Genomic DNA, 20,238 nt, shown 5'->3' on the forward strand with positions numbered 1-20,238 from the left:
ACCCCCTTATGCAATGGCATGCCGAACTTGCCTGGCTTGGAGATGGTCTGGCCGCCGATGTCCTGTTCGAGGCGGACGGCGAGCGGTTCACCCGCGTCACCCGCGGCGTCCCGGCCCCCCCGGGCGTCCAGAGCCTGCCCGGCCTGACCCTCCCCGGCCTCGCGAACGCGCACTCCCACGCGTTCCACCGGGCGCTCCGCGGTCGCGTCCAGGCCGGGCGCGGGACGTTCTGGACCTGGCGCGAGCGGATGTACGAGGTGGCGGGCCGGCTCGGCCCGGAGTCCTACCGGGCCCTGGCGACCGCCGTGTACGCCGAGATGGCGCTCGCCGGGATCAGCTGCGTCGGCGAGTTCCACTACCCGCACCACCGGCCCGGCGGCGCCCCCTACGACGAGCCCAACGCGATGGGCGAGGCGCTGATCGCCGCCGCCGCCGACGCGGGCCTGCGCGTCACCCTCCTGGACACCTGCTACCTCAGCGGCGGCATCGGGCAGCCGCTCCAGGGCCCGCAGCTCCGCTTCGGCGACGGCACCGCGGGCAACTGGGCGCGGCGCGTCGACAGCCTCCACGAGCAGACCGGCAAGGCCCGTCCGCACGCCCGCGTCGGCGCCGCGATCCACTCGGTCCGCGCGGTGCCGCGCGAGCAGATCAGCGCCGTCGCGTCCTGGGCCAGGGAGCACGGCGCGCCGCTGCACGTCCACCTGTCCGAGCAGCCCGCCGAGAACGAGGCGTGCCGGGACGCCTACGGCGTCACCCCCACCCGCCTGCTGGCCGAGGCGGGCGCCCTCGGCGCCCGCACCACCGCCGTGCACGCCACCCACCTCACCCCGGACGACATCGACCTGCTCGGCGGCACCCTCACCGGCGTGTGCATGTGCCCGACCACCGAACGCGACCTGGCCGACGGCATCGGCCCGGCCCGCGCCCTCGCCGCCGCCGGCGCGCCGATCTGCCTCGGCTCCGACCAGCACGCGGTCGTCGACCTGTTCGAGGAGGCCCGCGCGGTCGAGCTGGACGAGCGGCTGCGCACCCGGGTGCGCGGGCACTGGACCGCCGGCGAGCTGCTCGCCGCCGCGACCTCCAACGGCCACCACGCCCTCGGCTGGCCCGAGGCCGGACGGCTCGAACCCGGCGCGTACGCCGACCTGGTCACCGTCGCCCTCGACTCGGTCCGCACTGCCGGGGCGGGCCCCCGGTACGCCGCCGAGACCGCCGTGTTCGCCGCCACCGCGGCCGACGTCCGGCACGTGGTCGTGTCCGGGCGGCAGATCGTCCACGACGGGCGCCACCTCCTGGTCGACGACGTCCCGCGCGCGCTCCGCGAGGCCGTCGAGGCGGTCACCGCACCGCCCGGGACGGCGCCCGGGACCGGCTGACCCTCCCGGTCCCGTCCGGAACGGGGACGGCCGTGCCGGCGGGACCCCGCCGACATTGAACCCCTGGACCGTGGTGCGGGCCCGTCCGCCGGGGTGATCATGTCCTGTCGCGTCGGTGCCGGCATGGAGGAGTTCTCATCATTCTCGGAAGAGCCGCCGAACGGGAACGGATCGCCGCGGTCGTCGCGGGAGCGAGCGCCGGTGCGGGAGGGGCCCTGGTCGTCCGGGGTGAGGCGGGCATCGGTAAGACGGCCCTGCTCGCCCACGCGGTCCGCCTGGCCCGTGGCCCCGTGCGGAGCCGCGCGGACGGCGTCCCCCGGGGCACCCGGGTGCTGCGCGGCGCGGGGCACGCCGACGAGGCCGCGCAGCCGTTCGCGTTCCTGGACCTGCTGCTGCGCCCCGTCCGCTACCAGGTCGCCCGGCTGCCCGAGCCGCGCGCGACCGCCCTGCTCGCCGCGCTGGACGGCGACGCCGACGGCGAGCGGGACCGCTTCGCCGTCCGGCGCGCGCTGCTGTCCCTGCTCTGCCTCCTGGCCGCCGAACGGCCGCTGCTCTGCCTCGTCGACGACGCCCGGTGGCTGGACCCGGCGTCGACCGACGCGCTGGCCTTCGCCGCGCGGCGGATCGGCGGCGAGCGGATCGCGCTGCTCATCGCGGCCCGCGACGGCGATGCCGCCCTCGCGCACGGCCTGCCGGAGCTGCCGCTCGGCGGGCTCGGCGCGGGCGCCGCCCGGGACCTGCTCCGCGAGCTCCCGGCCGCGGGCCCGCTCCCGGCCGTGGGTCCGCAGTCCACCGAACGGATCATCGCCGAGGCCGCCGGCAACCCGCTGGCCCTGCGCACGCTCGCCGCCGCCCTCGGCGCCGAGCAGCGCGCGGACGGCCTCAACCCGCACGCCTTCTACGACGGGACGGCGCCGGTCGCCGGCCCGGTGCCGGGGGAGTTCCGCGCGCGGCTGGAAGGGCTGCCCGCCTCCGTCCGGACCCTGCTGCTGGTCGCGGCGGCCGGCGACGACCGCGACCTGGTCGCCATGGCGCAGGCGGCCGAGACGCTCGGCCTGGACCACGCCGACCTCGGCCACGCCGAGCGGGCGGGCCTGCTCCAGGTCGCCGGGCTCGAGCTGAGGTTCACCCACCCGCTGCTGCGCGCGGTCGCCTACCAGGCCGCGACCACCGAGGAGCGCCGTGCGGCGCACCGCGCCCTCGCCGGGGCCGCCGGGCCGGACGGCGAGGAGCGGCGCGCCTGGCACCTCGCCGCCGCGGCCGCGGGCCCGGACGAGCAGGTGGCGGCGCGGCTCCAGTGGGTCGCCGAACGCGCGGGCGGCCGGCGGGGGCACACCGCGCACGCGCGCGCGGCACGCCTCACCCCCGACCGGCGGGTCCGGGCGCGGCGGCTGGTGACGGCCGCCCGCGCCGCGTTCGACGCGGGCCTGTCCGACGACGCGGAGCGGCTCGCGGACGAGGCCGCCGCCCTGACCGCCGACCCCGGCGTCGCCGCCGCCGCCGCGCGGGTCGGCGCGGGCGTGGCGTTCGAACGCGGCCTGACCCGGACGGCCTGCCGGACGCTGATCGACGGCGCCGCCCTGATCGGCGACCGCGACCCGGCCGAGCTGCTGCTGATGCTGTCGGAGGCCGTCCGCTGCGGCTGGCAGGCGGGCGACCCCCGGCTGCTCGGCGACGTCGAGCCGGTCCTGAGGACCCTGGCGCTGGGCGCCGTCTCGCTCGGCCGGGACTCGCCGCTCGCGCCGCTCCCCGCCGCGCTGTCGGCCGTCGTGGCGGCTCTGCGCACGGACCCGTCCGGCGTCGGCCCGGTCCGGGCGCTCGCCGCCGCCGCGAACTGCCCGATGCCCGCCGAACTGAACCACCGGCTGATGACGTCCGCGATCGGGGTCGCCGTGACCGGACCGGAGTCCGCCGCCGACTCCGCGGCCGAGTTCGCCGCCCGATGCCGCCGGGACGGGCTGCTCGGCCGCCTCCCGTACGCCCTCCACAGCCTCGGCCACGTCCAGCTCCACCAGGGACGGCACCACGCCGCCGAGACCACCCTCCAGGAGGGACTGGCCCGGGCCGTCGAGACCGGACGGCTCCACTGGGCGAACCAGTGCAGGGCGCTGCTGGCCTGGATCTCCGCCGTGCGCGGGGACGAGGCACGCTGCGACGCGTTCAGCGCGGACGCCATGACGGACGTTCCGGAGGCGGACGTGGTCGAGGGCAACGCGCTCGCCGCCGCCTACACCTCCTGGGCCCGCGCCCTGCTCGACCTCGGGTACGGACGCACCGCCGAGGCGTTCGCCCGGTTCGAGGCGCTCTGGCCGACCGTGCCCTGCTCCGCCGCCATCCGCCGCGCCCCCGACCACATCGAGGCGGCGGTGCGCTGCGGACGGCCGGACGCCGCCGCCAGGCCGCTCGCCCTGCTCGAAGCCTGGAACGAGCACAACCCGTCCCCGGCCGTCAGGGCCGTCACCGAACGCTGCCGGGCCCTCGTGACGGCGACCGGGGACGCCGAGCAGCACTACGCGGAGGCGCTACGCCTGCACGCCGAGACGGACCAGCCCTACGAGCGGGCCCGCACCGAACTGCTCTACGGGCAGTGGCTGCGGCGGGTCCGCAGGCGTGCCAAGGCGCGGACGCACCTGGAAGCCGCCGAAGAGGCCTTCCAGCTCCTGGGCGCCCATCCCTGGACGGTCGCCGCCCGCACCGAACTGGAGGCGACCGGCGTGCCGGCCGCTTCCCCGCCCGGCCCCTTGGCCCCCGTCGGCGGCGGACTCACCCACCAGGAGCTCCAGATCGTGCGGCTGGCCGCGTCCGGCGCGAGCAACCGCGAGATCGCCACCCGCCTGTTCCTCAGCCCCCGCACGGTCGGCAACCACCTCTACCGCGCCTTCCCCAAGCTCGGCATCAAACGCCGCGCCGAGCTCTCCCGCCTGGGGTTCGGCTGATCCCGCCCCGCCAGGGCTCTCCGCCACCCGGCCGGGGCGCCGGGCCCCCCGCCCCGGAGGCTCCACCCCCCGCCCCGGAGGCTCCACCCGCCTGCCGGGAGCCGTCGCCCGCCTGCCGGGGCGGCTTGCGGCCCTGGAGGGTCCGGGCGCGGCTGAGGGTCTGGCTGGGCGTCTCGCCGAAACGCTGCCGGTAGTGGGCGGAGAAGCGGCTCATGTGCAGGTACCCGGCCGCGCCGGCGGCGTCGCTGATGACGCGCGGGCCCGGCCCGGCCTCGACGAGCGCCGCGCGGGCGTGGTCGAGCCGGACGCCGCGCAGGAGCTGGGTGGGGGTCAGTCCCCACTGGTCCCGGCAGATGACCTGGAGCTGCCGGACGCCGACGCCCGCGGACGCCGCCATGTCGGTGACGCCGATCGGCCGGTGGTGGTGCGCCTGGACCCAGTCCTCGATCAGGCCGGCGAGGTGGTGCGGCGAGCGGCGCACCGGCTCGACGAGACTTGCGGTCGCGGTGTGCGGCAGCCCGAGCAGGAGCGCGGTGAGGAGCGACTCCTCCAGGCTGCGCGCCGCCAGCGGGTGGATGCCGCCGGCCGCGGCGTGGTCGAGCACGTCGCAGACGTGCCGCCAGGTGCGCTCGACGAGCGACGGCGAGGCGGCGGGCGGGCCGTCCACGCTGTGGAACCGCAGCGGCGGGCAGCGCTCCTCGCCGAGGTGGTCGGCGAGGTGGTCGGCCAGGCGCCCGGTGGTGGTCGCGATGACCAGGCAGCCGAGGTACGGGTCCGGGGTCATCCGCATCCGCTGGTCATGGGAGAGGACGAGGCTGCTCCCCTGGCCGGTGTCGTGCCCGGTGCCGGTGCGGTACTCCACCCCCATGGGCGCGTTCGGGGCGCACATGGCGAACTCGCCCTCGGTGGGCGGGGTCTCGACGATGACGCCCTCGCCCCCGTACCGCACCCAGACCAGATTGACCGCCCCGACCGACAGGCCGTTCACCATCCCGTCCAAGGGGAGGTCGGGCCTGCGGGACTGGAGGTCGTGCCCGACGGCGAGCGGCTCGACGGCGGAGTGCAGGACTCCGATGTCGTCGCTGACGACCCGCTGGTGGGAGGCCAGCAGCGGCGGGCGGGCGTCGGGGCCCGGATCCATGGCCGCGGTCATGCGCCCGCGGCGGTCGCGCCGGGCCGGGCCGCGCGGACGCCGCGCGCCTCCAGGCGGGGGATGACCTCGGCGGCGAAGTAGCCCAGCTCGTCGGCGTAGTTGAGGAACGACAGGGCGATCCCGTCGAACCCGGCGCCGGCGAAGGCCGCGATCGCGTCGGCGACGTCGTCGGGGTCGCCGACGAGCGGGCAGCTCCCGTGCCCGGCCGCGAACCGGTCCCGGTGGAGTTGGAGCATCTCCGGCGTGAACGACTGCGCGTGCAGCCCCTGGAGTCTCATCACCTCGTCCACGGCGGGCCAGTCGGCGTGCTCGTCGGCGTAGTGGCGCAGCCGCTCTCGCGCCTCGGCCCGGGTCGGAGCGCAGACGACGTGGCCCAGGGTGAACACCCCGACCGTGCGCCGGTGCGTCGCCGCCTCCGCGCGGATCGCCTTCACGATCTCCGCCCCGTCCTCGGGACCTCCGACGACGGTGAAGGCGCGATCGGCGTTGCGGGCGGCGAACGAGCGGCCCTGCTTGGACGACCCGGCGTTGATCGTGGGCAGCGACCGCCCGTTGTACGGCTTGGGCGCGCCGACCACCCGCTTGAGCTGGAAGAAGCGCCCGTCGTGGTCGAACGGCTCGGCGCTGGACCAGATGCGGCTGACGATGTCCCACCACTCCTGCGCGTACGCGTAGCGGGTGTCGTGGTCGCTGGGGAGCGAGAGCCCGAACATCTCGTACTCGGGGGCGTGCCAGCCCGCCACGATGTTCAGCCCGACCCGTCCCGCGCTGAGGTGGTCGGCGGTCGCGAGCTGCTTGGCCGCCACCACCGGATGGTGGAAGGCGGTGTGCACGGTGGTGAACACCCTGATCCGCCGGGTGGCGGCGAGGAGCCCGGACGCCCAGACCAGCGGGTCCAGGACGCTCTGGTGGAAGGCGGTGTCCCGGCCCCAGTCGGTCCAGCGCGCGACCGGCAGCATGAAGTCGATGCCCGCCTCGTCGGCCAGCCGGGCCAGCCGGAGATTGTCGTCCCAGCTCGCGCTCCACCGTTCCGGAACGGTGGTGATCGCGAGCCCTGACTCGGTGTTGGGAGAGAACAACCCGAGCTGGAACCCCATGCCGCCCCGCTTTCATCCGCCTGCGCGGTCTCGCCCTTGATCGACGCCCTCAGTATCGGGGCGGGATCCGCCGCCGGGCAATGGCTCCGGCATCAGCGTCCGACCGGGATGGCGCTCAGCGCGAGCCGGTCGAATGGCCCGAGCGGTCGGCTCTCGCTCGTCCGCCGGCCTTCCGTGGTCGCGTATATGACCACCCGGGAGGTGTAGCGCTTCCGCTCTTTCGCCCAGCGCATCAGCGTCTCCACGGTTTCGGCGAGATGGGTGCCGCAGGAATCGTCGCTTCGCGGGACGGCGCGGCGGTCGGTGTCCGCGGCCGTTTCCAGCCGGACGTGAAAGCAGGTCAGGCGCCGGCATTCGGGGACCGGGCACGGCTGTTTGGCGTCGAAGGGGAACCTGGCGGGTTCGCCGGGCATCGTGGTGGCCTTTCGGGGTCGCTGCGGCGGTGCCGGGGCGGACGGGACGGGCGGGTGCGGGGACTTCGGGCCCGGCCCGGCGGCCGGAACGGCCGGCCGCCGGGGAATCGGCAGGTCAGAGCATGATCCGTCGCGCTAGTGCCGCCATGGCAGGACGCCCAGGAGCAGCCGGAGCAGCCGGAGGTTGTTGTCGAAACCGGCCTGGTCGCGGTGCGCCCGCCAGGCGATCGTCATGACCACCGCCACGTACACCGCGAAGGGGACGCCGATGATCGCGGCGACCGCGATGCCGGTGGTGCCGCCGAACTGGGTCAGTGCGTGGTTACCGGGGGGTTGAACAATCCCCGCAACTCCATGGATAGTAGGGTCGTGCATGGATGTGCCTCCGTGATCTGCTTCGTGAAACGGGCCTGGTTACGGATGGTGCAGGGAAGGGCCGGCTTCTCCCGTAGAACTGTTTGCCGCAGATACGGGTTGGTCGGCCCTTCCGTGTAAAGGGCGATGAAACAAAGAGCGCCCGCCTGTTCCGGCGGACGCACGGCGAATAGCGAGAGCCCCGCGTGCCGATCGCTCCGCGTGCGCCAGTGCGCCGGCGCACCGGCGACGGGCAGGGCGGGCTCATCGTGGAGCGACCAAAAGGCGGCCGTCGTCCGCACGGCACCGATGACGGACCCGGACGGTGAGCCGCCTCCCCGTGAATGATGCCGCACCTCGCCCTCTACTTCAAACGCAAACCAGCAAGATTCGGGACGGGATGCGCTTTTTAGCTAGCGGAGCGGCTGACGGCGCAGGTCACGGCGTGGATCTTTTTTCCCGGCCGTGACCTGCGGGTCCGCCATCCGTGCCGCCGATAGTGCATTTCCGACTTATAGGTCTAACGGCGTTTTTTGGGGCTATTGGGTGGATATGTCGTCACCCGCTAGGTGAGCGTGTTGCCGCCGTTGACGGTGATCCTCTGCCCGGTGATGAAGGCGGCCCGGTCCGAGGCGAGGAAGGCGACCGCCTCGGCCACGTCCGTGGGCACGCCGAAGTGCCCGAGCGGCACCTGCTCCGCGTACTCGTCCTTGGTGCCGGTGGGGATGCCCTCGTGCCGGTCGGTGGGGATCCAGCCCGGCGCGACGAGGTTGACGGTGATCCCGTACCGGCCGAGCTCGCGCGCCCAGGAGCGGGTGAGCCCGAGCTGGGCGGCCTTGGCGGCGACGTAGGCGCTGGACTGCGGCGGGCCCAGGTCGACGACGTCCGACCCGACGTGGACGATACGGCCGAACCCGCGCTGCTTCATGCCCGCGATCGCCTTCTGCGTCAGCAGGAGCGGGCTCTTGACGAAGAAGTCGAGCTGGTCGAGCACGTCCTGCCAGCGCAGCTCCTCAATGGGGATGTCGGGCTGGGGGCCGGTCGCGTTGAGCACCAGGACGTCGACCCCGCCGAAGGCGGCCACCACGCGCCGGTACAGGTCGTCGACCTCGGCCTCGTCGGTGACGTCGGCGCGGAACAGCGCGGCCCGCCCACCCGCGGTGGTGATCTCCTTCTGCAACGCCTCGGCCGTCCCGCCGTCGCGCAGGTAGTTGATCGCGACGTCGGTGCCGTCGCGGGCCAGCGCGGCCGACACCGCCGCGCCCAGCCCCCGGGACGCTCCGGTCACCAGGGCGACCCTCCGGCCGGTCACCGGCGGGCCTCCTCAGTCGACGGCCCGCCTGATCCACACCGCCGCATGGCCCTCCCGCCACCGTGCCGTCCGGCCGGCCCTCGGGCGCCGGCGGAACCGCTCCGAAACATGGTCATTCATGGTCACTACCCGCGCGGGCGGACAGTGAACAACAAACGTGGTGAAGCGCTCGGCGGCCCGTGCCGTCCAGAACGACCGCCGTGCCGGGAGCATCGGGTGTTGTTCTATCGCGCCCCCAAGGTCGTTGTCGCGCGCGACCCGCGGCCTTCGCAAACAAGATCATCTCGGTTCGGCGCGGCGCCGCCGAGAACCGCCGGGCGCGCTTATCGGGCCGAATCACCGGCCGCCGGGGGCGGTCTCGGATAACCCCGAGTGATGTCCGACTCCATGCGACACATGCGATATGTGCGATATGGGCAACGTGTGGCAAGAAGGGTGCTCTGGCGAAATATAACAAGCTGGTAACATTCGGCTGTGATACGCAGAAAAATGAAACTTTGCATAAAACCAGCAGATGAGCATCTGCGTCAAGGTCGGGTTACCGGTTTCTACCTTGCCGGTGCTAGTGCAGGGATGATAGACCCATGACTATGAATCTGACACGGCTCGTTCAAATCGGTCGGACAAGAGCCTCCGATGGCGTACCGCGTCAGTTCAAGAATCCTTGACTATTCACCGGTCCCGCACTGACCGTGCGGCCGGCGGATCGAAACGGATGCCCTTCTTGAAACGTCTTGGATCGGATCGACACGGTCAAGAGAGAGGAGTGCTCGGATGACGTACGTGGTGCCCTACAGCGGGATCTCCAACCAGCCGGGCGAGGAAGAGATCAAGGCCGTCACCGACGCGCTGGGCCAGGACACGCTGGCGATGGGGCCGAGCGGTGCCGAGTTCGAGCGGCGTCTGGCCGAGCAGATCGGCGCCCGGCACGCCCAGGCGACCAGCTCGTGCACGACCGCCCTGTACCTGGCCGCCAAGGTGCTGGAGCTCCAGCCGGGCGACGAGGTGATCACGTCCCCGCAGACCTTCTGGGTGACCACCTGGCCGCTCCAGGCGCGCGGCTGCGTCGTCAAGTTCGGCGACATCGACCCCGACAGCCTCACCCTCGACCCGGCCACCATCGAGCCGCTGATCACCGAGCGGACCAAGTCGATCTGGGTGGTGCACTACGGCGGCCAGGCCGCCGACATGGACCCGATCATGGACATCGCGCGCCGCTACGGGCTGACCGTGGTCGAGGACTGCGCGCACGTCGCCGGCGGCACCTACAAGGGCCGGCCGCTCGGCACCATCGGCGACATCGGCTGCTTCAGCTTCCACTCGCTGAAGAACATGACCAGCGGCGAGGGCGGGGCGTTCGTCGCCAACGACGACCGGTACGCCGAGATGGCCCGCGCGCTCGGGACCCTGCACGTGTGGGGCGAGATGCGCGAGCGCGAGGACCCGCGCATCGGCCCGTACCGGCAGCCCGAGTACTACCGCGACGCGCACTCGCTCAAGTCGTACACCCACGACTACGTCGACGGGCACTACCTGGTCGGCAACAACTACCGGATGAGCGAGCTGAGCGCCGCCCTCGGCATCGTCCAGCTCGGCAAGCTCGGCAAGCTCAACGAGCGCCGCCGCGACATCGCGCAGCGGCTCAACGACGCGCTGCGCGACGTGCCCGGCATCGACGTCCAGACCGAGAAGCCGTACGCGCACCACATCTACCACCTGTACACGCTCCTCTACCGGCCCGAGATCGTCGGCGCACCGAAGGACGCGTTCATCCGGCACCTCCAGGAGCGGGAGGGCATCGAGATCGTCATCCGCTACTTCCCGATCCACCTGCTGCCGGAGTTCCGGGCGCTCGGGCACCGCTACGGGCAGTGCCCGGTCGCCGAGAAGACCTATTTCGAGCACCAGATCCAGCTCCCGATCTACGACCACCTGACCGACGCGCAGGTGGACCATATGATCGGCGCGGTCCGCCGCGGCGTCGCCGAACTCGGCGCCGGGCGGTGACCGGCGGTGGCCACCGGACGCCGGCCGACCGGCCGCCCCGGTGACCGCCGCATCCCCGGTCGACGCCGTGCGAACGGCGATCGAAGCCCGCAGAGAAAGGACTCGATAGTCGCCTTTCCCGTCTTCCCCCACCCCCTGTTCCCCCCTCGCCCGCGAGCCGGGCAAGTGAGAGCTGGAGTTTCATCATGGGTAGAACATTCCTGGAATCCTCCTCCCTAGAGAACGCCGACGTCGCCGTCACCGGAGGGTCCGGCTTCGTCGGCAGAAATCTCGTCGCCGCGCTGGCCGACATCGGTAAAAGCGTGGTCGTGGTCGACCTCGCCCCGCCGTCGCCGGAACTGGCCGCGCTGCCCGGCGTCCGGCACATGCGCGCGGACGTACGGGACTATGGCGAGACGCTCCTGGCGCTGCGGAACGTCGACACGGTCTTCCATCTCGCCGGAAACGCGAGCGGCACCCTCTCCGTCGAATACCCCCGATTCGATTTCCAGGTCAACGGCCTCGGAACCTGCAATGTGGGCAACGCCTGCGTCGAACTCGGCGTGCGCCGGCTGGTCTACCTCTCCTCGGCGATCGTGTACGGCACCCCGCAGACGTGCCCCATCACCGAGGAGCACCCCATCCGGCCGTTCCTGCCCTACGGCGCGTCCAAGCTGTCGGGGGAACTGACCCTGCGCAGCCTGCACGAGGCCATCGGCCTGCCGGTGGTGATCGGCCGGTCGTTCGTGATCTACGGGCCGGGCGAGGACCCGCGCACCGCCGGCGGCGAGGTGTCGCAGTTCCTGCGCTGGCAGCTCAACGAGCTCCCGATCCCGGTGGTCGGGGACATCGACCGCAAGACCCGCGACTTCATCCACGTCGCCGACCTGTGCGCGGCGCTGATCACCCTGGCCGACGCCGGCACCGCCGGCGAGATCTACAACCTCGGCAGCGGGACGGAGGTGTCCATGCGCGAGCTCGCCGACGCCGTGGCCGCCGCCACGGGCCGTCCCGCCCAGCTCCAGGCCGACACCTCCCAGCTGGAGGACAGCTTCCGGCTGGTGGCCGACATCTCCAAGATCCGCGACATCGGGTTCCGGCCCAGCGTCGCGCTCGACAAGGCGCTCAAGGAGCTCACCGACAGGCTCGGCGCCTTCCCCGAACTCCCCTCGACCACCGCCGTCTTCCGCCGTGAGCGCGTCGAGCAGCTCTGACCGCCGGCCCTGACCCCGGTGGCGGAGCGCACTCCGGCCCCCGGGGCAGGGCCTCGGACCGGTCCAGGTGGAACGGTCCCGCCAGTCTCGCCGCGGCACACCGCCCGGCGATGCGACCGGTGCCCGGAAGGGCCGCCGGACCCGCTCCAGGGTCCGGGAGGGCATCCGGCCGCCGAGAGATCCTCGCCCGCGGGCCGGTGCCGAGCGCGCCGGCCCCCGGGACCCCGAACGAGTGTCCAGACGGCGCGCGTCCGCCCCTGTGCTCCACCGGTCCTGATGGACGGACGCGGCGCGTTCGATTTCGGAACCCCGTACCGAGACTGCGACGGGCCGCAGCGTGAGCCCGTGCCAACGAAGTACCCGAGGGAGGGAAAACCGTGGCCAGAGGCGAGATCGAGGGCGCCGCCCGCGCCATAGACGCGAACGGTCCAGACCCGGATCACCCGGCCAGGGCGTATGCCGCACTGCCCGCCGTGCGCAAGCGGGCGGCGCGGGCCGCGGTCAGCGGCGTCTTCTTCGTGAACGGCACCGCGTTCGCCTCCTGGGCCGCGCGGGTGCCGGCCGTGCGAGACGGCCTGGGGATGTCCGACGGGGGGCTGGCCGTGGCGCTGGCCGGCCTCGCCGCCGGGGCCTTCGCCGGCCTGCCGCTGGCGGGCGGCCTGGTGGCCCGCTGGGGCAGCCGGCGGGTGATGGTCGGCGGCGCCGCCCTCTACCTGGGCGCGATGCCGGTGATCGCGCTGGCCCCCGGGCTGGCCTGGCTGACCGCGATCCTGGCGGTGTTCGCGATCGGCAACAGCACCGTGGACGTCGCCATGAACACCCAGGGAGTCCTGGTCGAGCGGGCCTACGGCCGTCCCGTCCTCGGCGGGTTCCACGCCATGTTCAGCCTCGGCGCTGTCGTCGGCGCGGCAGCCGGCGGCCTGGCCGCCTCCGCGGGCGTCAGCGTCGGGGCGCATCTCCTGACCATCGCGATCGTGCTGTCCTTCGTGTGCGCCGGGGCGACGTTCTTCCTGCTGCCCGACGCGCCCAAGACCGACGACTCGCCCTTCCTCGCCCTGCCCACCCGGGAACTGTGGCCGGCCGGCCTCATCGCGTTCTGCGCGCTGATGGGGGAGGGGCTGATGAACGACTGGGGCTCGGTCTACCTGCACGACGTCGCCGACTCGTCGGCCGGGGCCGCCGCCACGGGGTTCGCGGTCTTCTCGGCCGGCATGGTGGCGGGCCGGCTGGCCGCCGACCGGGTGCGCGCCTTCGCGGGCGCCGACCGGTTCGTCCTCGGCTGCGCCGTCCTCGCCGGCTGCGGCTCCGTCCTCGCGATCGCGCTGCCGAACCCGCACGCCGGCCTGGCGGGCTACGCCCTGATCGGGCTCGGGCTGGCCGCCGTCGTCCCGGTCGCCTTCAGCCACGCCGCCCGGTTCGCGCCCGACCGGCCCGGCCTTTCGATCGCCGCCGTCTCCACCGTCGGCTACGTCGGGTTCCTCGCCGGGCCGCCCATCATGGGCGGCATCGCCGAGACGACCGGGCTGCGGGCGGCGATGCTCGTGTTCCTCATCCTGATGGGGGCCATGGTCTCCCTCGCCCCCCGCCTGCGGCCCGGCTGAGCGGGCGCCCCGCGAGAACCGCCGCCGGACCGGTGGCCGGCCCCGACGGCCCAGGCCGGCGCGGCTCCCCGCTGGGAAAGGAGGGGGACGGCGGCGGGGTGGCGGAGGTAAAGCAGCGCCAAGACTCGTCCATGAACGATCACTCGGAGCTTGGCCCGGGAACCCGCCCGGGTAGGTGGGGAGGAACCGAAGTCCTCGGCGAAGGAGGAGCCCGTGGTCAGGAAAGTCACGGCGGAACTCCTGGGGACGCTGCTCCTGGTGTACTTCGGGGTGGGCGTGGCGACCCTGTCGTTCGGCTTCGGGGTCACCGGCCGGAGCTTCTCCGCCGGAGTGGTCGCGACCGCGCTGACGTTCGGCCTCGTGCTCCTCGTCCTGGTCTACGCGATCGGGCCGATCTCGGGCTGCCACGTCAACCCCGCCGTCACCCTGGGCACCCTGCTCGTCGGCCGGCTCAAGCCGCTCGACGCCGCCGGCTACTGGATCGCCCAGTTCATCGGCGGCATCCTCGGCGCGCTGCTGCTCTGGGCGACCGTCCGGGCCTCACCGCTCTACAGCAAGCCCGTGACCGGGCTCGGCACCAACGGCTGGGGCGCCGAGAGCCCGATCCGGATCAGCCTCGGCGGCGCGTTCCTCGCCGAGGTCGTCCTCACCGGGCTGTTCGTGTTCGCCGTCCTGGCGATGACGAGCAGGGCGGCCATCACCGCCGTCGCCGGCGTCGTCATCGGCCTGGCGCTCACCAGCGTCCACCTCCTCGGCATCCCGATCACCGGGACGTCGGTCAACCCGGCCCGGAGCCTCGGCCCCGCCGTCGTCACCGGCGGGACGGCCCTGCACCAGGTCTGGCTGTTCATCGTCGCCCCGCTGGTCGGCGCGGTCATCGCCGCCGCCGTCCACCTCTTCTTCCAACCGCGGGTCCCGGGCGACCCGCTGCCGGCCGAGCCCCCGCCCCCGCCGGACTCCGGCGGCCCCACCGAGCCGCCCGCGTCGGCCGCGTCGGATGCTCCGGGCTCCCCGGACGCTCCGGCCTCACCGGATGCTCCGGGCTCACCGGACCCGGCGGGCGCTTCGGGTGCGCCGGCCCGGTGAGTCGGCTCGCCGCACCGTTCAGCGAAGGTCGGTGGCGACGCCGCATTCGCGGAGGGCCGCCGCGGATCCGGGGAGCGGAGGCGAGCGGGAATCGAACCCGCCGTCCCGAGATGCTCGGGACCATCGGTTTTGAAGACCGTGAGGGCCACCAGGCGCCCGTTCGCCTCCGGCCGGGACGATACACCCGCCGCGGGCCGTCCAGGTGTCTCGGATCTGAGACGGACACGGCCGCCGGCCCCCCTGCCGCCGGCGTCCGGGATGCGATCCTGGACCGGTGAGCACCCTCATCGCGAACATCGGGGAACTGGTCACCAACGAGCCGGGCCTCGGCGAGGGCCCGCTGGAGGTGCTGCGCGACGCGGCGCTGGTGATCGAGGACGGGCGGATCGCCTGGGCCGGCCCGTCGGCGGACGCGCCCATGGCCGACGACGCCTACGACGCGGCGGGACGGGCGGTGCTGCCGGGGTTCGTGGACTCGCACGCGCACCTGGTGTTCGCGGGTGAGCGCGCCGAGGAGTTCGCGGCCCGGATGAGCGGCCGGCCGTACGCCGCCGGAGGCATCCGCACCACGGTCGCCCGGACCCGCGCCGCCACCGACGGCGAGCTGCGCGCCAACCTGCGCCGCCTCGTCGCCGAGATGGCACGGCAGGGCACCACGACCGTCGAGTGCAAGTCCGGGTACGGGCTCAGCGTCGAGCAGGAGGAGCGCGCCGTGCGGATCGCGGCCGAGGCCGCCGACGAGGTGACCTTCCTCGGCGCGCACGTGGTGCCGCCCGAGTACGACGGCGACACCGCGGCGTACACGCGGCTGGTCTCCACCGGCATGCTCGCCGCGTGCGCCCCGCACGCGCGCTGGATCGACGCGTTCTGCGAGAAGGGGGCCTTCGACGAGGACCAGGCCCGCGAGGTGCTGGAGGCGGGCCGCCGCGCCGGGCTGACCCCCCGCGTGCACGCCAACCAGCTGACCGCGGGGCCGGGGGTGCGGCTCGCGGTCGAGCTGGACGCCGCGTCCGCCGACCACTGCACCTTCCTCAGCGACGCCGACGTGGACGCCCTGGCGGGCTCGCGGACCGTCGCGACGCTGCTGCCGGGCGTGGAGTTCTCCACCCGCCAGCCCTACCCGGACGCGCGCCGCCTCATCGACGCGGGCGCCACGGTCGCCCTCGCGACGGACTGCAACCCCGGCTCCTGCTACAGCTCCAGCATGGCGTTCTGCATCGCGGTCGCCGTCCGCGACATGGGCATGACCCCGGCGGAGGCGGTGTGGGGCGCGACCGCCGGCGGGGCGCGCGCGCTGCGCCGCGGCGACGTCGGCCGGCTGGGGCCCGGCGCCCGCGCCGACGTGCTGGTGCTGGACGCCCCGTCGCACATCCACCTCGCCTACCGTCCCGGCGTCCCCCAGGTCGCCGCGGTCTGGAAGGCCGGCCGCCGTCAGGACGGGGCGAGGTAGCGGCCGTTCACCCGGATCAGCGGCCCGCGCCGCCGGGCGATGTAGTCGGCCGACAGGACCTCGGCGACGAACAGCATGTGGTCGCCGGCCTCGATCCGCTGCCGGGTCTCGCACTCCACCGACGCCAGGCCGTCGCCGGGGATCAGCGCGTCCGACAGCGGGCCCCGGTGGTGCGGCTCGCTCGCCAGCAGCAGCCGGGCGCTCGGCCGCCCCGCGGCGGCGAAGCGCCCCGCGAGCGCGCGCTGCTTCTCGCTCAGCACGGTCGCCGCCCACCGGTCCTGCCGGCCGAGCACTTCGCTGAGGTAGGAGTCCGATCCCACCCCGACCAGCACCATCGGCGGGGCGAGCGACACCGACATGAACGACGTCACCGTCGTGCCGAGGTCGTCGCGCCCGTCCCGGACGGTCAGCACGACCACCCCGGTCGCGAAGCCGCCGACCGCCTCGGTGAAGTCGACGTGGCGGTGGCCGGGCCCGGTGCCCGCGGCGTTCAGCGGATCTCCCAGGAGCCCGGGAGGGTGAGCGGGCCCGCGGCGGGCAGGCCGAGGCGCGCCGCGACGCCGCCGAGGGAGCCCCAGCCGTCGAACCGGGCGCTCGCGGCGGTGCGGTCCTCGCTGGACTCGGGCGGGCGGAGCCGCTCCAGCGGCGAGCTGTGCGGGTAGGACCGGACCGGCGCGTTCACCGGCAGCCCGCCCTTCTTACGGGCGAGGTCGAGGGCCAGTTCGAGGCCGCCGAGCTCGTCCACCAGGCCGCGCTCCCGCGCGTCGGCGCCGGTCCAGACCCGGCCGCGGGCCAGCTCGTGCACGCGCTCGCGGGACAGGTCGCGGCCCCGCGCCACCTTGGCGGTGAAGTCCTCGTAGATCTGGTCGAGCGAGGCGTTGACCCGCTCCCACTCCGAGTCGCTGAAGTCCTTGGTGGAGCTGAACATCCGGGCGTGCTCGCCGTCGGCGACGCTGCCGAGCCCGATGCCGACCCGCTCCAGCAGGCCGTTGACCACGGCCTTCCCGACCACCACGCCGATCGAGCCGGTGATGGTGCCGGGCTGCGCGACGATCGTGTCGGCCGCCATCGCGACGTAGTAGCCGCCGGACGCCGCCACGTCGCCCATCGACACGATGACCGGGGTGCCCGCCTCGCGGGCCAGCACCACCTCGCGCCAGATCGCGTCGGAGGCCACCGCCGACCCGCCCGGGCTGTTCACCCGGAACACGATCGCCTTGACCCGCTCGTCGCGGACGGCGGCGCGGAGCGCGGCGCCGATGGTGTCGGCGCCGATCGCGGGGCCCTGGTTCGGCAGCGGGCCACCGCGTCCGCTGCGCCCGAGCCGGATCGGGCCCTGCCCGTTGATCAGCGCGACGACGTCCTGCCGGCCGGGCTGCGGGAGCCGCTTGGCCAGCCCGTGGGTGCGGTTGTAGCGGGAGACGAACCTGAGCTGCGCCGGCTCGCCGAACTCCGCGCGCAGGTCGGCGTAGACCTCGTCGCGGTAGCCGAGCCGGTCGACCAGGCCCGCCTCCAGCGCCTCGGCGGCCAGCAGCGGGCCCCGGTCGGTCAGCTCGCGGACCTTGGCCGCGGACAGCCCGCGGGCCGCGGCGATGCCGGCGGTGATCTGCTCGCCGAGGGAGGTCACCAGCCGCTGCGACGACTCCTGGTGCTCGGGCGTGTAGGTCTTCTCCATGAACGTGTTGGCCATGGTCTTGTACTCGTACCGCTTGGCGAAGCGCGGCTGGACGCCCGCCTTCTCCAGCGCGCCCGCGAAGAACGGCTCTTCGAGCGCGAGCCCGGTCAGCCCGACCTCGCCCGTCGGCTGGAGGTAGACGCGGTCGAACCCGGTGGCCAGGAAGAAGGGGACGGTGCCGTGCCCGCCCTCACCGAACGTCTCGGCCCACGCGACGGTGAGCTTGCCCGCCTCGCGCACCGCCCGGACGGCCTCGCGCAGCTCCTGCGCCCGGGCCAGGCCGATGCCGCCGGCGACCTTGACGACCAGAGCGCGCACCCGGCTGTCGGCGCGGGCGCGGCGCAGGCCCTCCAGCACGTCCCGGAGGTGGTTGCGGCGCATGGACAGGACCGCCGAGAGCGGATCGGCCGGCGGGGACTCGACCAGGCCGTCGGTGAGGTCGAGTTCCAGGATCAGCGGTGCCGTCCGCCGGTCGCGGGCCTGCTTGATGACGTTGACGACTGTGCCGGGATCCACCATGGACCAAGCCTATGCGTTCGGTGCCCGGCGGCCCCTCCACCCGGAGTCCAGCCGAGGTCCCCCTGGAGGACGAGGCCAGTGGGCGGACACCTGGTCGCGCGGCACGCCGCAGCCGGCCTGCGCGACGGGACGCCCGCGCGCGTCGCCGATCACCGCGCCGATGGCCGTCCTGGTCCGGCCGGGGCGCCCGCAGGTGCCGTGACGGTGCAGCGCAGGTGCAGGTCAGCCGGCCGGCCGGAGGGCAGGACCCGTCCTCCCGTGGCGGTCTCGGCCGAGCGATATCGTCGCCCCATGGGAGACGGGGACGGCTGGGCGCGCTGCGGCCTCGGCCACACGCACTGGGGCAGGTTCGGCGCGGCCGGCCTGCTGCTCAGCCACCACGACCCCGCCGACGGCGTGACCCGGCTGCTGCTCCAGCAGCGCGCGTGGTGGGGGCAGGGCGGCGGGACGTGGGGCATGTTCGGCGGCGGACGGCACAGCGGCGAGGACAAGATCGAGGCCGCGCTGCGCGAGACGTCCGAGGAGTGCACGCTCGACGTCGGTACCGTCCGCGTGCACGGGCTGCTCGTGGAGGATCACGGCGACTGGGACTACGCGTCGGTCATCGGCTCGGTGGACGCCCGGCCGCACGTCAAGCCCGCCTCGTTCGAGACCCGCAAGGCCGCGTGGGTGCCGGTGGACGAGGTCGGGTCGCGGCGGCTGTTCGCGCCGTTCGCCCGGACCTGGCCGGCGCTGCGCGAGGCGATGCTCAGGCTGGTTCTGGTGGTGGACGCGGCGAACGTCGTCGGGTCCCGCGCGGACGGCTGGTGGAAGGACCGGGCCGGCGCCAACGCGCGCCTGCGCGACGACCTCACCGCGCTGAAGGACGGCCTCACCGGCGTCCCGCCCGGCCTGGTCCCGTTCGACCGGACGTTCCCCGACCTGGTCCTGGTCGTGGAGGGCGCGGCCCGCGGCGTCGCGGCCGAGCCGTCGGACGCCGTGCGCGTGGTGGCCGCGCCCGGAAGCGGTGACGACCGGATCGTCGAACTGGTGTCGAGCCCCGAGCCCGGCACCGTTCACCTGGTGGTGACGGCCGACCGCGAGCTGCGGGCCCGCTGCGAGGACGCGGGCGCTGCGGTGGCCGGGCCCCGCTGGCTCACCGAACGTCTTCCGTCGCGCCGGTGACGCGGTGCCCCGCTCCGGTGAGCACCCCGGCGGCCTCGTCCCGCCGATGCTCGGGCACCAGGACGAGGTCGGCGTGGTAAGTGGAGGCGACGAACACCGGGACGCCCGCCTCACCGAGCGGCCCGACCAGCGCGGCGAGCATGCCGGGCGCGTCGAGTCCGTGTGAGGTCGCGCTGTAGAAGCCGACCCACCGTTCCGTCTCCAGGTACGGGGGCGCCTCGCGGACGACGGTCAGGCCCTCGGGGGCGCGCACCAGCGCGATCCACTCGTCGTCCTCGGGGAACGTGGCGTTCGGCAGGTGGTCCACCATGAACCGGGACGGGACGACGTTCAGGTGCTGGGCGGGGCTCATCCCGCCACCCTAGATCTTCGCCGCGCACGGGACATCGCGCCCTCCGCGCCCGACGGGCCACCGGAGCGCGACCGCACGGACGCCACGCCTTCTGCGGGGGTCGCGCCGATGCGGCGCCCGTGCGGTCACGTCTTCCTGGCCACTGCGGCCACAGGCTCGCACCGACCAAGTCTCCATTCCTGTGTCACCTCAGCGACACAGGTACCTTCCGCACCGGCAGACCCTGGCGCGCTCCATCGCCGTTCGCCGGCGGGGCCGCCCGGCCCTCGCGGGGCCCGCCTCACCGGTCGCCGCCGTCCCGGCCGGCCTGGTCGAGCAGCAGTGCGCGGAGCCCCGCCGAGTCGTCCGCGGCCACCGTCATCGCATATCCCGACTGGAGCTGGGCGTCGGTCAGATCGCCGCTGCGGGTCGCGTACCACCGGCCCGCGTCGCTGCGCCAGACCAGCCAGCCCGGGAACTCGCCCTCGAGGGCGGCCTTGAGATCTTCGAAGTCGCCCATCAAGGCCGTCCTTTCCCCGAGGCGGTTCTTCTGTATACAAAAGTCTTACTC

General features: G+C 74.0%; 17 protein-coding genes and 1 tRNA gene. 8 read left to right on the forward strand and 10 right to left on the reverse strand.

Going from position 1 to position 20,238, the window contains the following annotated elements:
* The first annotated feature begins 8 nt into the window (after window positions 1–8).
* Together OHA34_RS32195 and OHA34_RS32200 are read left to right on the forward strand one after the other, a co-directional pair.
* Window positions 9–1,376 carry a formimidoylglutamate deiminase gene (locus OHA34_RS32195; RefSeq protein WP_329519807.1) on the forward strand — a complete coding sequence of 456 codons (1,368 nt, stop codon included), beginning with the start codon at window positions 9–11 and terminating at the stop codon, window positions 1,374–1,376.
* Window positions 1,377–1,516: 140 nt separating this feature from the next.
* On the forward strand, window positions 1,517–4,312 hold the full coding sequence (locus tag OHA34_RS32200) for an AAA family ATPase (RefSeq protein WP_329522470.1): 2,796 nt from the start codon (window positions 1,517–1,519) through the stop codon (window positions 4,310–4,312).
* Here the strand turns inward: OHA34_RS32200 and OHA34_RS32205 are convergent.
* The 5 genes from OHA34_RS32205 to OHA34_RS32225 form a co-directional block, all read right to left on the reverse strand.
* Window positions 4,272–5,453 carry an AraC family transcriptional regulator gene (locus OHA34_RS32205; protein WP_329519808.1) on the reverse strand — a complete coding sequence of 394 codons (1,182 nt, stop codon included), beginning with the start codon at window positions 5,451–5,453 and terminating at the stop codon, window positions 4,272–4,274. The two genes, OHA34_RS32200 and OHA34_RS32205, sit on opposite strands and share 41 nt — an antisense overlap.
* Window positions 5,454–5,461: 8 nt before the next feature.
* Window positions 5,462–6,562, reverse strand: coding sequence for an LLM class flavin-dependent oxidoreductase (locus OHA34_RS32210; RefSeq protein ID WP_285937573.1), 1,101 nt, complete (start codon window positions 6,560–6,562; stop codon window positions 5,462–5,464).
* A 92-nt stretch (window positions 6,563–6,654) separates the two neighbouring features.
* Window positions 6,655–6,975, reverse strand: coding sequence for a hypothetical protein (locus OHA34_RS32215; protein WP_285937572.1), 321 nt, complete (start codon window positions 6,973–6,975; stop codon window positions 6,655–6,657).
* Window positions 6,976–7,110: 135 nt separating this feature from the next.
* Window positions 7,111–7,350, reverse strand: a complete 240-nt coding sequence (locus OHA34_RS32220) for a hypothetical protein (RefSeq protein ID WP_285937571.1) — start codon at window positions 7,348–7,350, stop codon at window positions 7,111–7,113.
* A 544-nt stretch (window positions 7,351–7,894) separates the two neighbouring features.
* Complete coding sequence (locus OHA34_RS32225) at window positions 7,895–8,641, reverse strand: SDR family NAD(P)-dependent oxidoreductase (RefSeq protein ID WP_329519809.1); 747 nt, start codon at window positions 8,639–8,641, stop codon at window positions 7,895–7,897.
* Window positions 8,642–9,415: 774 nt separating this feature from the next.
* Here OHA34_RS32225 and OHA34_RS32230 point away from each other — a divergent pair.
* The 4 genes from OHA34_RS32230 (at window position 9,416) to OHA34_RS32245 (ending at window position 14,528) form a co-directional block, all read left to right on the forward strand.
* On the forward strand, window positions 9,416–10,648 hold the full coding sequence (locus OHA34_RS32230) for a DegT/DnrJ/EryC1/StrS family aminotransferase (protein WP_285937569.1): 1,233 nt from the start codon (window positions 9,416–9,418) through the stop codon (window positions 10,646–10,648).
* A gap of 185 nt (window positions 10,649–10,833) precedes the next feature.
* A complete protein-coding gene (locus tag OHA34_RS32235) occupies window positions 10,834–11,841 on the forward strand; it encodes an NAD-dependent epimerase/dehydratase family protein (protein ID WP_329519810.1) in 1,008 nt (335 codons plus the stop codon).
* 377 nt (window positions 11,842–12,218) lie between these two features.
* Window positions 12,219–13,442, forward strand: coding sequence for an MFS transporter (locus OHA34_RS32240; protein ID WP_285937567.1), 1,224 nt, complete (start codon window positions 12,219–12,221; stop codon window positions 13,440–13,442).
* Window positions 13,443–13,655: 213 nt separating this feature from the next.
* Complete coding sequence (locus OHA34_RS32245) at window positions 13,656–14,528, forward strand: MIP/aquaporin family protein (protein WP_285937566.1); 873 nt, start codon at window positions 13,656–13,658, stop codon at window positions 14,526–14,528.
* 75 nt (window positions 14,529–14,603) lie between these two features.
* Here the strand turns inward: OHA34_RS32245 and OHA34_RS32250 are convergent.
* Window positions 14,604–14,696 (reverse strand) — tRNA-Sec (locus OHA34_RS32250).
* Between the two features lie 106 nt (window positions 14,697–14,802).
* On the opposite strand from OHA34_RS32250, the gene hutI reads away from it, so the two are divergent.
* Entirely contained in the window at window positions 14,803–15,978 is a 1,176-nt protein-coding gene (gene hutI / locus OHA34_RS32255; RefSeq protein ID WP_329519811.1) for an imidazolonepropionase, read from the forward strand.
* Here hutI and OHA34_RS32260 read toward each other — a convergent pair.
* Both OHA34_RS32260 and sppA read right to left on the reverse strand, forming a co-directional pair.
* Window positions 15,960–16,391 carry a flavin reductase family protein gene (locus OHA34_RS32260; RefSeq protein ID WP_329519812.1) on the reverse strand — a complete coding sequence of 144 codons (432 nt, stop codon included), beginning with the start codon at window positions 16,389–16,391 and terminating at the stop codon, window positions 15,960–15,962. The genes hutI and OHA34_RS32260 overlap by 19 nt on opposite strands.
* Before the next feature lie 77 nt (window positions 16,392–16,468).
* Window positions 16,469–18,172, reverse strand: coding sequence for a signal peptide peptidase SppA (sppA, locus tag OHA34_RS32265; protein WP_329519813.1), 1,704 nt, complete (start codon window positions 18,170–18,172; stop codon window positions 16,469–16,471).
* A gap of 291 nt (window positions 18,173–18,463) precedes the next feature.
* Between sppA and OHA34_RS32270 the strand changes: the two genes are divergently transcribed.
* On the forward strand, window positions 18,464–19,336 hold the full coding sequence (locus tag OHA34_RS32270; protein ID WP_285937561.1) for an NUDIX hydrolase: 873 nt from the start codon (window positions 18,464–18,466) through the stop codon (window positions 19,334–19,336).
* Here the strand turns inward: OHA34_RS32270 and OHA34_RS32275 are convergent.
* Together OHA34_RS32275 and OHA34_RS32280 are read right to left on the reverse strand one after the other, a co-directional pair.
* On the reverse strand, window positions 19,308–19,688 hold the full coding sequence (locus tag OHA34_RS32275; RefSeq protein WP_285937560.1) for an ACT domain-containing protein: 381 nt from the start codon (window positions 19,686–19,688) through the stop codon (window positions 19,308–19,310). The genes OHA34_RS32270 and OHA34_RS32275 overlap by 29 nt on opposite strands.
* 280 nt (window positions 19,689–19,968) lie before the next feature.
* Window positions 19,969–20,187, reverse strand: coding sequence for a hypothetical protein (locus tag OHA34_RS32280; RefSeq protein ID WP_285937559.1), 219 nt, complete (start codon window positions 20,185–20,187; stop codon window positions 19,969–19,971).
* Window positions 20,188–20,238: the final 51 nt, after the last annotated feature.

It is taken from the genome of Spirillospora sp. NBC_01491 (assembly GCF_036227065.1).
GTDB classification, from domain to species: Bacteria; Actinomycetota; Actinomycetes; order Streptosporangiales; family Streptosporangiaceae; genus Spirillospora; species Spirillospora xylanilytica.

What these genes read in the sequence shown, in the direction of transcription:
- OHA34_RS32205 (WP_329519808.1), bottom strand. Translation starts at nt 5,453, where the DNA reads ATGGATCCGGGCCCCGACGCCCGCCCGCCGCTGCTGGCCTCCCACCAG.
- OHA34_RS32280 (WP_285937559.1), bottom strand. Translation starts at nt 20,187, where the DNA reads ATGGGCGACTTCGAAGATCTCAAGGCCGCCCTCGAGGGCGAGTTCCCG.
- OHA34_RS32210 (WP_285937573.1), bottom strand. Translation starts at nt 6,562, where the DNA reads ATGGGGTTCCAGCTCGGGTTGTTCTCTCCCAACACCGAGTCAGGGCTC.
- OHA34_RS32215 (WP_285937572.1), bottom strand. Translation starts at nt 6,975, where the DNA reads ATGCCCGGCGAACCCGCCAGGTTCCCCTTCGACGCCAAACAGCCGTGC.
- OHA34_RS32220 (WP_285937571.1), bottom strand. Translation starts at nt 7,350, where the DNA reads ATGCACGACCCTACTATCCATGGAGTTGCGGGGATTGTTCAACCCCCC.
- OHA34_RS32275 (WP_285937560.1), bottom strand. Translation starts at nt 19,688, where the DNA reads ATGAGCCCCGCCCAGCACCTGAACGTCGTCCCGTCCCGGTTCATGGTG.
- OHA34_RS32230 (WP_285937569.1), top strand. Translation starts at nt 9,416, where the DNA reads ATGACGTACGTGGTGCCCTACAGCGGGATCTCCAACCAGCCGGGCGAG.
- OHA34_RS32235 (WP_329519810.1), top strand. Translation starts at nt 10,834, where the DNA reads ATGGGTAGAACATTCCTGGAATCCTCCTCCCTAGAGAACGCCGACGTC.
- sppA (WP_329519813.1), bottom strand. Translation starts at nt 18,172, where the DNA reads ATGGTGGATCCCGGCACAGTCGTCAACGTCATCAAGCAGGCCCGCGAC.
- OHA34_RS32195 (WP_329519807.1), top strand. Translation starts at nt 9, where the DNA reads ATGCAATGGCATGCCGAACTTGCCTGGCTTGGAGATGGTCTGGCCGCC.
- OHA34_RS32270 (WP_285937561.1), top strand. Translation starts at nt 18,464, where the DNA reads ATGGGAGACGGGGACGGCTGGGCGCGCTGCGGCCTCGGCCACACGCAC.